Source organism: Parendozoicomonas haliclonae, from assembly GCF_900174585.1.
GTDB lineage: Bacteria > Pseudomonadota > Gammaproteobacteria > Pseudomonadales > Endozoicomonadaceae > Sansalvadorimonas > Sansalvadorimonas haliclonae.
On sequence record NZ_FWPT01000009.1, the window covers coordinates 190506 to 203615 of the forward strand.

Here is a 13110-nt window from a genome sequence, read left to right on the forward strand (position 1 = left end):
ACAATGAAGTTACAACAAAGCGTACGATTGGCTGCGCTGGCCCTTACCGTTATTTTCTCTGGACCGTTGTTTGCTGAGCCTCAATATAAAGAGATGGTAACCATTCCAGCTGGCGAGTTTGAAATGGGCTGCAAACCCTCCGACGGTGTGTACTGTGTACCCGGAACGACACCTCATAAGGTTTATCTTAAAACCTATAAAATTGATAAGTACATGGTGACCTTCGATCGTTTTCAGGCCTGCATTGATGCCGGGAAGTGCACCAAACCTTTCGAGGGAGCGGCTTGTAATTATGGTGAAGAATTTGCCGGGAATCATCCTGCCAACTGCATTACATACAAGCAGGCCGAAGACGTCTGTCATTTTGAGGGCAAACGACTACCTACCGAAGCTGAGTGGGCGAAAGCTGCCCGGGGCCCAAAAAGCACGCTCTATCCCTGGGGCAACACTCCAGCTCCCAGCTGTGAGCGCGTTGTCATGAATGATAAGGGTTTTGATAAATTACCAGGCTGCGGCAGTGGCACAACCCAACCCGTCGGCAGTAAGCCCGAAGGCGCCTCCACGTATGGCGTGATGGATATGGCCGGTAACCTCTTTCAGTGGACCAGTGACTGGTATTCGGAATCCTACTTTGGTAACAGCCCCTACAAAAACCCCAAAGGACCAGACTATGGAGAGAAGAAGGTCTTACGTGGCAGTGGCTGGACTGCACGCTATCCTGATGAGATTGCCATGACTGTCCGTTTTGATTACGCCCCGGATGGACAGGGGTATGTCGTTGGAGCCCGCTGCGCCAATGATACGAACTGAACAGTAAACAAAATAACGTTGCTCACAGGAGAAAGCCGGTATTGGCCAGTGGTCAGTATCGGCTCTGTAACAGACACCTCTCACCAGCGATATCAATTCCAAAAAGCCCAACGAGCTTTTCAGCACAGAATCAGTATGACCTCAGAATACGACTGTTCTATCCACAACCGTTATACGTCACCCATTCGATATCTGATGATTACTACGTGAAACACCCAAGAAGACACTGTATCTTACGGATGCGGCGGTTTTGGTGTAGCGAATTTATCACTTACCCCCCTTGAGAACTGCTCCAGAGCTGCATCGAGCTGTCAGTCATCGACAAAAACCGGAGCTGAAGTCACCATCCTGCTTTACCGGAAACTAAGACATGAACGATGCCCAGACATCGATAAATCTGATACCAGAACAACATTTGATCGCCGCACTATCCCCCTTGTGGCAGCGCCGGTTTGAGAAAGCCATTCATTACATAGCCGAAACTCTGGACCAATCCCCACCACCCTCATGGGATGAGGTCGCCAGACGCTGTGCAATATCTCCCTCCCATTTCCACAGAATATTTAAGGTTGCTTTCAATGAAACTCCTGGGCAGTACACAACCCGGCTGCGCCTGCAGTGGGCAATTACCTTACTACTGGACAGTCCGGATACCCATGTTAATGAGGTGGCTTTAGAATGTGGCTTTTCATCCTCACAGGCACTGGCCAAAGCCCTACAGCGGAATTTGCAGATAACAGCCAAGGCAATACGTAAATTACAGAGAGACCAGGATTACCAAAGCCTTGAAAAATTACTGGCTCGCGTTGGGCACCCTGAAATTTCGTCAGGAAAGTGTCTCGAGCGCAACCTTGCGATAAATGCCGGTTTTCACATCGTAAGTCACGATGATCGATATGTTTATGCCGAAAGGATAAAGGCTGATATTTACTCCATTATCAACCATTGGTATACACATTTGCTGAAAGCCAGCCGTCCGCTTTATCTCTGCACACCTGCTGAAGCCATTGGCGACAACCCGATTATGCAAGAGTGGCTACTGGCGGGTCACGAAGTACCCCCAGGAACACGTGGGCGAATAATCCCGGCGGGAGATTATTTAAGCTGTAGGGTTACCATCAACAACGATGTCAGCTATCTGGCGACTTGGGATGCCATGTTTGACTATATGATCAGGAACGATCTGGAGCCAGACGACGATGGTTGTGCGGTTGAGATAATCCATGATCCGAAGACTTTGCTTAGTCATAGCATGGAAATGACTATAAGTCTGAAGCTGAGAGATAAATAGGAAGAGACGTTTTCTGTAAATTCCCAATCATTCACCAAACGTTCATAGCCACGAAAACCTTTATGTGCGGCGGGCTCGTCGTCAAAGCCCCGAACAACTGTCTGAGCCATATCGCCTTCTGAGCATATTTAATTCAACACATGTTTGATCTTTATTGTCTGCTTAGATAATCTACCGAGCGAGCGTTCACTAAAATAAATACAAGGGAGTGATCATGAAGACTCATATACTCGTTCAGCCCTATATGCGCGGTATTGGTGAGGACGTTATCAATCCGGGCTCCGACCGTCAGCGGTATCAGGATCTGCTGGATAATCTGACCACCCAGATGCAGTTTGCTGATGACAATGGCTACTACGGCTTTTGCATGACCGAGCACCACCTGCAGGTGGAAGGTATAGAAACCACCACCAATCCGATTCTGTGGAATATGCATGTTGCCAATCACACCAAGCATCTGAAGGTGGGGCAGGTGGGTATGTGTCTGCCGGCTCACAATCCGGTGACCCTGGCAGAAGATCTGGCCATGCTTGACCATATGACCAAGGGGCGTCTGTATGTAGGTTTTGTCCGTGGAAATACCCCACGCTGGCTGAATACCCTGGCCCAGCATCTCAATATCTCCACCTCCCAGTCCGACAAGTCGGAAGTGGATATGCGTAACCGTCGTCTGTTTGAAGAGAACTTCCGGATCATCAAAAAGCTGTGGACTGAAGACACCATCAACTTCCAGGGGGAGTTCTGGAACATCCCGCCAAAAGATCCGATCGAGTGGCACTTCCCACCAACCAAAATGTGGGCGCGGGAAGGAGATATCGACGAGAACCATATTATTCAGCGGGTTGGTATTGTGCCGAAGCCTTATCAGGACCCTCATCCACCGATTTATGCACCGTTCAGCTGGTCAATGGACACCTGTCGTTTCTGGGCCCGGGAAGGAGGCAAGATGGTGTCGTTTGTCGGTAAGAACGATTTTATCGACATCACCATTGATGAGTATGTGAAAGAAGCCGAGAGCGTTGGTCGTCAGGTCGCTCGCAATGATGTGCTGGCGCTGGGCGGACATTTGGTAATCGGCCGTAATGAGAAGGAAGCCAAAAAGCATAAGGAAACCTTCGAGAACCTGTTCAACACCGCCTACAACGTACCTCCCTACAAGGTGCCGATGGGCCGACTCTGGGAAGGTTCTATCCAACAGGTGATCGATCAGGTGGGCACACTGAAAGAGAGCTATGGCGTGGATGAATTTGTCTGCTGGCACCATGTTGGCTACTTCCCGCAGGAAGAAGAGCTGGCCATGCTGGATGCCTTTGGCGAAGTGATCAAAGCGCTGAAATAAGTCAGTCGGAACCTGTTCGCGTCCGGTTGGGAATTGTTGCTGGACTTTTGTTTTTGTCATCATTGACAATTAATGATGAGATTCGGAAGTCCACAATGTCTGAACTGGCGTCCATTGAACAACTGACAACTGATTACTTTCGCTCCCTGCATGAGGGAGATCTGGAAACTATCCGCAGACTTTACCACCCGGCCTGCATGCTGATGTGCGGCGATGGCCGGGATATTAACACAATGACCATGGCCCAGTATCTGGAGGTGGTCTCCGAACGGGTGCCACCCAAGGAAGCTGGGCAGCCATTGTTTGGCAGTGTCGTCAGTATTGATTTGGCCGGATCTGAGACGGCCATGGTGAAGGTTAACAGTGCCGTACAGCCGCGTTTTTTTGAAGACTACCTGACCCTCGCCAAAGAGGCGGGAGCGTGGAAGATTGTTGCCAAGGTCTATCGGGTTATCTCCAGCTAAATATGCCCTGAACCAAAATAACAATGAGGGAATCCGTGATGAATAATATGGAAGAACTGAAAGCCCTGGCCTCTGCCAGTGCCGGTGAAGCCTTATCCCTGCCTTACTGGGCCTACACCAGTGAAGAGGTCTATGAGCAGGAATGCCAGAAGATTTTTCATAAGGACTGGGTGTTTGCCTGTAATGAGTTTGAGATTCCGGAACCAGGCGACAAATTCGCTTTTATTCTGGCCGGAGAACCCGTTGTTATTATCCGGGGCAAGGATGGTGAGTTAAGGGCTATGTCCAACTCCTGTCGTCATCGTGGCACCTTGCTGGCTGATGAAGGCTTCAGCAGTGGTACCAATAATCTTGTTTGCCCTTACCATGCCTGGAATTACACCGAAGAAGGCAAGCTCCGTGGTTTGCCGTTCTCCGGCAATGTCAAAGTAGACAAGGAGAAACACTGTTTGCCCCGCTTTGCCCTGGAAGTGTGGCATGGGCTGGTCTTCGTCAATATTGATGGCACCGCTGAGCCACTGAAAGAGCGTTATGCGGAGCTGGAAGCCTATATCAAACATAACCAGCCACAGCCGTTTAACAGCGGTTATGAGGCACCGCCTGAATATTGGGACAGTAACTGGAAGCTGGCCATGGAAAACGCCATGGAGAGCTACCACCTGTTCAAGGTGCATAAGCCAACACTCGAACAGGTGACGCCGACCAAAGGCGCGTTTTATCTACAGGGAAATGCCTTGTGGAGTATTACCGGGGGTCAGGTTCACGATATCACGCCAAAGTGGATGAAGTGGTTCACCGGTGGCAAGCCAAAGATGAACGAAAACTACATTCTATTCTCACTGCCACCGTCGTTTGTGGGCGTGATCTCCTCTGATGGTCTGTTCGGTTATATCACGGTTCTGCCGGCTGGCCCTGGCCGTACCTATACCCGTGGCGGCGGTGTGGGTGTGGATATTGAAGCACCGAAAGGCGTGGTGAAGAAGTTTGTGGATGACTTCTTTGAGGAAGACAAGTTTATCTGTGAGCGTGCCTATAAAGGTATGACCGCCCGTGCCGCACCAGGCGGCCAGCTGGTGGAACTGGAACGGATTGTGGTGGATTTTCACCAGTATCTGGCCATGCGCCTGTTTAATCACCAGCCTGATGAAACTTTTAAAGACGAAGAGGGTGAAAAGAAGTTGTTTGCCTCAGCTTCGTAAATGATTTTGCAGTCCTGATTTTATCGCCGGTCCTAAGTGCGTTTGCCCTCATTATGAGGGCATTTTTTTGTCTGAAATTAATCAGGTAGAAAAAGAACAGGCTGTAAGCAAGGGCTTACAGCCTGTGTGGTTTGAGAGGTCAGTCCGAGGAGTTTAAAGCGTTAAAGCCTGCAAGCGTGCCATCTCTTTATCCATAAAGGCCAGCCACTGGCTGGCGGCTTTTTGGGAGCGTTTATCCTTGTGAGCCTGCAGAAAGGCCTTTCTGGCCTTATCAAAAGCTTGGGTTTGGAAGTAAGCGATCCCCAAGGCCAGGTTGGCGTTGTCCGATCGCTTGACCCGACCACGGTTCAAGCCTTTGTTCAGTGCAGCAATCGCATCCTTGAACTGTTCCTTGTCGAGATAGAGGTTGCCAACTCGCACCCACAGCTCTCCTGTTTCGGACTTCTCAGCAGCCTGGATCATATAAGGCAGAGCCTTATCGATTTCCCGAGCCTGCTGCCAGGCGGAAGCCAGTAGCTCAAGGTTACGGCTGGTGGGTTGAACTCGTTGACTCTGCAGCGCAGATTCCAGAAGAGTCGCGGATTTGGCCGGGGTATCGGCATTCAGATACAGGTAGGCCAGGTTAACCAGTTCACTCTCCCGCTCCAAAAGGCCCTGAACATACACCGATTCCAGTGCCGCCAGTTGTTTCTTCTCATTACCGGTTTCGCCATAGATATAAGACAGTTGCAGCCAATAATCCTTTTTCGGATAGAGGGTCAGCAGCTCTTCGAGAGTGGCAATCGTTTCCGGAATCAGACCCTGCTCCTGATAGAGATAACGCAGTAGGCTCAACCAGTGCTCCTTCGGCTGTTTACCTTTCTGTTTATACAGGCGAATAGCAGTTTCCAGGTCCTGTCGGGCATTCGGGTAATTCTGAACCTGGTAGTAAGCCTGGCCTCGTAAAACATGGGCGCTGGCGCTGGCAGTATCTGTCAGTTGAAACCAGCGATTGAGTTCATCAATGCCCTGTTGCCAACGATCCATCGACATTAATAACTGGGCAATGGTGTAGCGAGTACTGGCTTCCAGAGCAAGTGGAATATTGGCTTGCTGTACCACGTTCTGATAAGCGGTCAGGGCTTTTTCCGGCTGATCCTGAGCATAATGGACAAAAGCATAAAGGTTGTAAGTGTTTGCTCGCTCATAGCTGTTCAACGCTTTCTTGCCGCTACGGGCCAGCAGCGCATCAAGCGTGGCCAGTGCTTCGGCGTACTGACTGTTTTCGGCAGCCAGCTGCGCAGCACTTAAATGTTCATAAACCTTGTTGCGAATAGCTGGTGTCTGTCGTACTTCCGTTTTTGCGGCAGGTGCTTGCGCTTGTACCGGGTAAGGAATCACTGTCGTTAGCAGAGCAGGAACAGCAAGGCTGAGTATCGCCGCTCTGAGCCGGTAGGTCTTTTTGCGAAAGGCCGATTCTGGGGGCATGGCAGGCTCCTAGTTTTCCAGCCGGAAGGTGAAACGGTTGCGGACACCCGGTACTTCAATCGGGGTGCCATCTACGACGCGAGGCTTGTATTTAAAGCGGGCTGCCGCTTTGATCGACGCACTTTCAAATACGCCTTTGGGCGCACAGTCCACTGCGGTGGGATTGCGGGTGGAACCATTGCTGGTCACCGTGTATTCGACAATGCAGTAGCCTTCGATGCCGCGACTGTTGGCCCTACGCGGATACACCGGATTTACCTTGACTACCGGCAGGTATTCACCATCGGCAGCGCTGATGGCGGTGCCCAGAGAAATATCCAGATCAAAGGCCAGTGGTGGCGCCAGATTGCCGGCTTCCTGAGTTGGGGTAAAGTCAGTCTGTGCAGGTGGCTCAAAGTCCGGTGGCGGCTCCTCGGGGGAGTCCGGCTTCTCTGCCCGCTGCTCCTTGGTGCGGTTCTCTATTTTCCGCTCGGGCATATAGATATCCGCGAGTTTGCGGGAAGGACGGTCATCCAAAATCGGTGTGCCGGTATCAATCAGGGTGTGCATCAGATAGAGCAGAGCACCGGTCACCAAAACCGCCAGAGCCAGGCTGGGAAGTATACGAAGATTTTTCATGGCGGCCCCGTCAGTCGGCTGTGGCCAGTGAGACATCCACGACACCTGCCGCCCGGGCCGAATCAATCACCGAGGTGACGGTTTCGGTATTGGAGGCCTTATCGGCCTGGATCACCACAGCACCCTTGGGGTTTTCGGCATGCATCCGTTCTACCAGTGAGCGCACCGAGCGTTTGTCCACACGACGCTGGTCGATCCAGATCTCATTGTTGGGGTTAATGGCGATGAGGATATTCACATTCTCCACCTGTTCCTGGGTGGAGGCCTCCGGGCGGTTTACCTCAATGCCAGCCTCTTTGATAAACGAGGCGGTGACAATAAAGAAGATCAGCATGATAAACACCACATCCAGCATGGGGGTGAGGTCTATCTCTGAGCTGTTCTCCTCCGTACTGGTTTTGACGAGGTCATAGATACGCATGAGTTGTCTCTTATTATTCTTGTGCGCCGGATCAGTGATCCGACGTCAGGTGGTCTTCCAGTAACAGGCTTTCACGGGCGGCGGTACGGTTGATAAAGGTCATGCCGAACATGCCCGAAAGCGCTACAACCATACCGGCCATGGTGGGGATGGTGGCTTTGGAGACGCCTTCCGCCATGGCCTTGGCATCGCCGCCTCCGGTGACTGCCATCACATTGAACACTTCAATCATGCCGGTCACCGTCCCCAGCAGGCCCAGCAACGGGCACAATGCAATCAGGGTTTTGATCATCGGCAGCCCGCGGTTGATCTTTTCCCGGGTACGGGAGATCAGCAGGTAACGGATCTGGTGCGCTTCCCAGGATTTCCGTTCCGGGCGGGCTTCCCAGGTAGTGAGTGCCTGCTGTACATCGCTCTTCATGGCGCGGTTGAAATAAAAGAAGCGCTCATAGAGCAGGGTCCAGAGAGCGAAGGTCAGCAGGACAATACCGCCCATCACTGGCCCGCCGGCATCCAGAAACCGTTGTATATCACTGGTTATATCGCCAAGTGCAATCATCGCTGCCTCCGTCAGGCCGTGACCGGCTCAGGGCGTGAGGCTGCGGTATTAGCACTGGCAGGTTGTGCGCTGTTCTGTGTGGCCTGGGTCGCTTCCGTATGTTGGGCAATAATGCCGGTGCTCTGCTCCACCAGGATATTGATCAGCCCACGGGCTTTACCATTAACCAGCGTGTGCAACAGGATGGTGGGAATCGCGACAATCAGTCCGAGAACGGTGGTCACCAGAGCACCGGAAATACCGCCGGCCATGGCTTTGGGATCACCCGCACCAAAGATGGTGATGGCCTGGAAGGTAATAATCATGCCGGTCACTGTACCCAGCAGCCCCATCAGCGGTGCGACTGCGGCTATGATCTTCAGCAGGTTCAAACCGTGCTCCAGCTTCGGCGTTTCCCGGATAATGGCTTCCGAAAGTTTCAGCTCCAGAGTTTCAGAATCCATATTCGGATCCTGCTCATGTACGGCGAGCACGCGACCGAGAGGGTTATTGTTGTTGGCCTTATTACTGCGCAGCTGGCTTTTGACTTTGGCGTTCACCACTGCAAGAGTCAGCAGTTTCAGCACAGCAAACAAAACAGCAAAAACACCTAGCCCGGAAATGATGTAACCAATCACTCCACCTTGATGCCAGCGTTCCACCAGACTCGGACTGTCGATCAGAGCTGAGAGAAAGGAGCCACCGCTGGGGCCGGTCGGGTCAATACCGAAAGGTGTCAGACCTGTGCTGCTGGTGCTCAAAGTCTGCCCCCACTGCAGGTATTCACTGGCCGGCTGACGAGCCAATTGAGCAAGGCTGCCATTGTCGTAGGTTAAGTAATGGCCGTCGGCGGTAATGGCATTAAAGCTGCCGACCCGGACTACGGTTTGCTCGGAGGTTTCCCCGGCAGGGCTGGTGACCGGCGCGGTAAAGCTGACTACCTTGCCGGATTCAGTCATCTCTCGCTGAAGTTCAAACCACAGTCGTTCAATTTCCTGCATCTGTGGCAGTTGTTCGGCGCCGCTCATCTTCTCGATTAATTGATCAAGGAATGCTGTGCGGTCCGGGTACTGAACACTGGTCAGTGAGTTATCAATCACCCCGCGCAGGTCGCCGGAGGCGGAAATCAGGTGACCAAACAGTTCAGTCAGGTTACCCATGCGTTCTTTCAGCTGGCTCTGCTTGCTGGTAAGCAGGCGCTCATTCTCTTCAAACAGCTTTTCCAGTTGAGCGGCCTGTTGTTCTTTCTGGTTCAGCGTATTGCGGGCATCGGTCAGCTTTTGCTGCTGACTGGTCTGTTCGGCCAGAAAGCGGCGTTCGCGCACACGGTTATCCCGTGCCTCGGCCACCTGACCTTTCTCAACCTGCTTGAGCAGTTCATCCAGTGAGAGCGCCTGCTCGGAAAAAGCAGTGCCGGAGATAGCTCCGGCTAATACAAAGAGTGCCGCTTTAATTATTGTTTTCATTGGGCTACTGCCTCCGGTGCGGAGATCGGAAGTTTAAGAATGTCGATGGAAGCCTGCTTGCGGGCTATGCGCAGGGCCTGGCGAGTGGCGTTGCGGTATTCGTTGCTGTCGAGGGTTTGCCATGACCGGGATTCCGAATCCCAGGCTCCGGTAATTTGTCCGTCCGTGGTCTGGTAGAGCAGGGCGACACGGCCGGCTCGGAAGAAGGTCACATCGCGGGGCTGACCATCAATAGCAATGGTGCCGGTGTAACTATCGATCTTGCGGCCGTATTCATTTTCAATTTTGTAGGCTTCAAGAACCTGACGGAACTTTTCTGCAGTGCTCAGATCGGAACGGTCAATATTGGCGCGGAGAAATGCAATGCGTTCTTTACGCTCCTGTTCAAGAAAAGGAGTATCCAGTTTAATAAACTGTTCCAGTCCATCCACCATGCGTGCAATCAATGGCATGATCTGCCGTTGAATCACGGTGACCTGGGCGATGGATTGATCCATAGTCTCAAGGCGCTTAATTTGATCATCAATTTGGTTTTGCAGGCGGGCGTTATAAACATCCAAACCATCGATCTGTTTATTAACAGCTTTGTACTGTGCCAGTAGCTTTGATGTTTTATCCGCTATGTTGTCAATTTTCTTTTGTGAGGTCTGTGAAGCCTTACTGGTCTGGGTGCTGGTGTCCAGCACGGCCTCAACCTGGTTGGCGGAAAGGCTGGCAGGCTGCAGCAGAGCCATAGTGAGAGCTGCTGAGAGCAGGGGAACCTTTTTTATTGTCATTATTAAAGTAGATCCTGAGTTTGTTGTTTTTATAATGAGAAAGTTTTGATGAGACAGTTTTTATGAGAAAGCTTCAAAATATCAGGCAGTGTTTAAAAATCAGATTATCACGAGTGTTACTGACGGGTGATGGACTAAAGCGGCCACCAAACTGTTTATTCAGGACAGGAAAATAAATTTATTTAAAATTTAATAATTTATTAAAAGGCGTTTATTTAATAAGTACTTTGGCTGGCAGTAATGGCCGCAATAACCCCGAAACTGTCCCCTTAAAACCTATCTCTTGGAAAAGGACTCACTTTAAATCTTAAAAGCGAAGATCAATCCGTCTGTTTCGCATAAGAAAAATAAAATTCGCCAGACCCGGAGAATAACAATAATGTCCTGCGTTCCCCGTTTTGCCATACCCTTGTTGGCTGTGGCAGTTCATGCCTATATGCCGCTTGCTTTTGCTGCCCCCGAAGAAAAAGGCTTACAAGTTCTGGAAGAGGTTGTTGTCACTGCGCAGCGACGTGAGCAGACTCTCCAGGAGGTGCCCATCTCTGTGCAGGTGGTGAATGAAGATGCCCTGGAACAGAACAATGTCACCAGCCTGACAGATATCGGGACCATTACTCCCGGTCTCTCACTGACCTCATCCGGGGTGGCAGAAACCATTTCCATGCGCGGGATTGCCACCCGTACCCTGAGTCTGGCACTGCAGAACAGTACCGCTATCTATCTGGATGGTGTTTATCTGAGTGGTGGCACCACGATCCTCGGGGATCTGCAGGATATTGCCCGGGTGGAGGTGCTTCGCGGCCCACAGGGCACCCTGTTTGGCCGCAATGCGGCGGCGGGTGCAATCAGCGTCACTACCAATGAACCGACGGAAACTTTCCATGGTGATATCACTGGTGGTCTGGGTAACGACGGTCAGCGTTATGTGAATGCTACTTTGAATGCTCCGCTGTCTGATAGTGTGCTGACCCGTACTACGGTTGCTCGTGCTCTGGGTGATGGTGTGTATGGAAATGCCAGTGGTGGCAAGCGTTTCAGCAGTACGGACAGTCTTTCCGGTCGCTCCCGTATTACCTGGCTGGCGGATAATAACCTGACTGTTGATCTGATTGTTGATGCTTCCCGTTATGATGGTACCCGGGCGCCGATGGTGCTGGACCGGGCCGGTAATAACCCGGGCACCACTATCAGTGGGCTGAGCAAAATTTCAGATCGTCGTTTCCCTGATTCTCTGGTGATACTGGATGCCGATGGTAATCCTCAGGCGTTGGATCCTTCTTATGGTGATAGCACCAATGATGGTGCCGCCCTGAAGCTGAGCTGGGATTTGAACGATACCATGACGTTGTCGTCCCTGACCGCATGGAGGCAGGCGGAAACTGTTGGCCACTCCGGAACCGGTGGTCTGGTCAGCTTTGATTTTGGCCTCGGCCCCACACCTGCAGTATCCGGCTATGTGTCTGATGCCACAGACAAGCGGGAAGAGTTCAGTCAGGAGTTGCGCTTGAGTGGCACTAATGAATTGATGGACTGGTTTGTAGGGGCCAACTATTCGGCGACCGAGAACAGTCGCCGTGACCGGATGGCTTTGCCTGCATCATTGAGCTTGGGTGCAGCCGGTAACTTTGATGATTCCGCCCAGAATGTGGATATCGAGATTGATAATCTGGCCCTGTTTGGTGATGCGGTGATTCCCCTGACCGATGACGTCAATGTCTCTGTTGGTGCGCGTTACTCCAAAGATGAAACCGCTGTGAAGTGGCATGCTGTACAAAACAAAGCGGAAGTCTTCTATGCCAATATTCCCGCTGGGGGAATCAAGGTGGATGATAGCTGGAGCAATGCCTCTGGCCGGGTGGTGTTTGACTGGACTGTTAATGAGTCAATTAACACCTATGCGGGTGTGTCCCAGGGTTATAAGTCCGGTGGTTTTGCTACCCTGCTTGCGCCGACCTTTGATCCCACGCTGCCGGTCAGTGCCAGCCTGATCAATCCATTCAAGGAAGAGAAGGCGATTAACTACGAGATCGGTATCAAAAGTTCCTTGCTAGACGACAGTATGTATCTGAATGCCGCCCTGTACCATACCGATTACAAGGATTACCAGATGCAGGCCGGCGATCCTGCTGACCAGCGTCGGGTCATTATCGACACCGCTGATGCCTTCAGTCGTGGTCTGGAGGTGGATCTGACCTGGCTGGCCACCGAGCAGCTGACCGTGGGCTTCAACCTGGGTCTGAACGAGTCCGAGTTTAAGGAGGGGAATCTGGTCGTTGATAAAGGGCAGGATCTGCTGCGTGCACCGGAGTTTACCGCGGCTCTGAATCTGGACTACTTCCAGCCGGTGGAACGTGGGGCACTGCGTTACAACATGACGTACAGTTACTCGTCCACTCAGCGGATGACCAACTCCCGTGTGGCAGATATACCCAACAAGCCGGGATATACCTTCAAGAAAAGCGATCTCTACACCGGTTCAACGGATAACCTCAATGCCCGTATCTCATTCACGCCAACCAGCGAGCGCTGGGAAGCGGCACTGTGGGCTACCAACCTGTTGGATCGGGCTTACCGGGAAGACTCCGATATCGTCCTGAGTAATGGCACCTATGACCAAATGGGGGGGGCAGCACGGGTTTACTTCCGTAATCCACCACGGGCGTTTGGTGCTGAACTGACCTACTACTTCGGCGAGCTCTAACCGCCTTTACGTCCCGGCCA

The 13110-nt window shown here is 51.9% G+C and carries 12 protein-coding genes; 6 read left to right on the forward strand and 6 right to left on the reverse strand.

Translation table 11 applies throughout. The annotated features are described in order from the left end of the window. The first annotated feature begins 3 nt into the window (after positions 1-3). The 5 genes from EHSB41UT_RS18620 (at position 4) to EHSB41UT_RS18640 (ending at position 5103) form a co-directional block, all read left to right on the forward strand. Positions 4-810 (forward strand): formylglycine-generating enzyme family protein, encoded by an 807-nt coding sequence (locus tag EHSB41UT_RS18620; protein ID WP_087112366.1) that lies wholly within the window; start codon positions 4-6, stop codon positions 808-810. Positions 811-1180: 370 nt separating this feature from the next. Further along, positions 1181-2101 (forward strand): helix-turn-helix transcriptional regulator, encoded by a 921-nt coding sequence (locus tag EHSB41UT_RS18625; protein WP_087112367.1) that lies wholly within the window; start codon positions 1181-1183, stop codon positions 2099-2101. A gap of 214 nt (positions 2102-2315) precedes the next feature. Continuing rightward, positions 2316-3440: an LLM class flavin-dependent oxidoreductase gene (locus EHSB41UT_RS18630; RefSeq protein WP_087112368.1), complete on the forward strand. Its 1125-nt coding sequence runs from the start codon at positions 2316-2318 to the stop codon at positions 3438-3440. Between the two features lie 95 nt (positions 3441-3535). Further along, positions 3536-3904, forward strand: a complete 369-nt coding sequence (locus EHSB41UT_RS18635) for a nuclear transport factor 2 family protein (RefSeq protein ID WP_087112369.1) — start codon at positions 3536-3538, stop codon at positions 3902-3904. Between the two features lie 38 nt (positions 3905-3942). After that, positions 3943-5103 carry an aromatic ring-hydroxylating oxygenase subunit alpha gene (locus EHSB41UT_RS18640; protein WP_165767324.1) on the forward strand — a complete coding sequence of 387 codons (1161 nt, stop codon included), beginning with the start codon at positions 3943-3945 and terminating at the stop codon, positions 5101-5103. A gap of 153 nt (positions 5104-5256) precedes the next feature. On the opposite strand, the gene EHSB41UT_RS18645 is transcribed toward EHSB41UT_RS18640, so the two are convergent. Genes EHSB41UT_RS18645 through EHSB41UT_RS18670 form a run of 6 tightly spaced genes read right to left on the reverse strand, consistent with a single transcriptional unit; the run spans position 5257 to position 10389 of the window. Continuing rightward, positions 5257-6570 carry a tetratricopeptide repeat protein gene (locus EHSB41UT_RS18645; protein WP_087112371.1) on the reverse strand — a complete coding sequence of 438 codons (1314 nt, stop codon included), beginning with the start codon at positions 6568-6570 and terminating at the stop codon, positions 5257-5259. A gap of 9 nt (positions 6571-6579) precedes the next feature. After that, positions 6580-7188, reverse strand: a complete 609-nt coding sequence (locus EHSB41UT_RS18650; protein ID WP_087112409.1) for an energy transducer TonB — start codon at positions 7186-7188, stop codon at positions 6580-6582. Between the two features lie 10 nt (positions 7189-7198). Further along, positions 7199-7609 carry an ExbD/TolR family protein gene (locus tag EHSB41UT_RS18655; protein WP_087112372.1) on the reverse strand — a complete coding sequence of 137 codons (411 nt, stop codon included), beginning with the start codon at positions 7607-7609 and terminating at the stop codon, positions 7199-7201. Between the two features lie 31 nt (positions 7610-7640). Next, positions 7641-8168: a MotA/TolQ/ExbB proton channel family protein gene (locus EHSB41UT_RS18660; RefSeq protein ID WP_087112373.1), complete on the reverse strand. Its 528-nt coding sequence runs from the start codon at positions 8166-8168 to the stop codon at positions 7641-7643. An 11-nt stretch (positions 8169-8179) separates the two neighbouring features. Continuing rightward, entirely contained in the window at positions 8180-9613 is a 1434-nt protein-coding gene (locus EHSB41UT_RS18665) for a MotA/TolQ/ExbB proton channel family protein (RefSeq protein ID WP_087112374.1), read from the reverse strand. Beyond that, on the reverse strand, positions 9610-10389 hold the full coding sequence (locus EHSB41UT_RS18670; RefSeq protein ID WP_087112375.1) for a DUF3450 domain-containing protein: 780 nt from the start codon (positions 10387-10389) through the stop codon (positions 9610-9612). Before EHSB41UT_RS18670 ends, EHSB41UT_RS18665 begins: the two co-directional genes overlap by 4 nt. A 379-nt stretch (positions 10390-10768) precedes the next feature. On the opposite strand from EHSB41UT_RS18670, the gene EHSB41UT_RS18675 reads away from it, so the two are divergent. Then, a complete protein-coding gene (locus EHSB41UT_RS18675) occupies positions 10769-13090 on the forward strand; it encodes a TonB-dependent receptor (RefSeq protein ID WP_087112376.1) in 2322 nt (773 codons plus the stop codon). Positions 13091-13110: the final 20 nt, after the last annotated feature.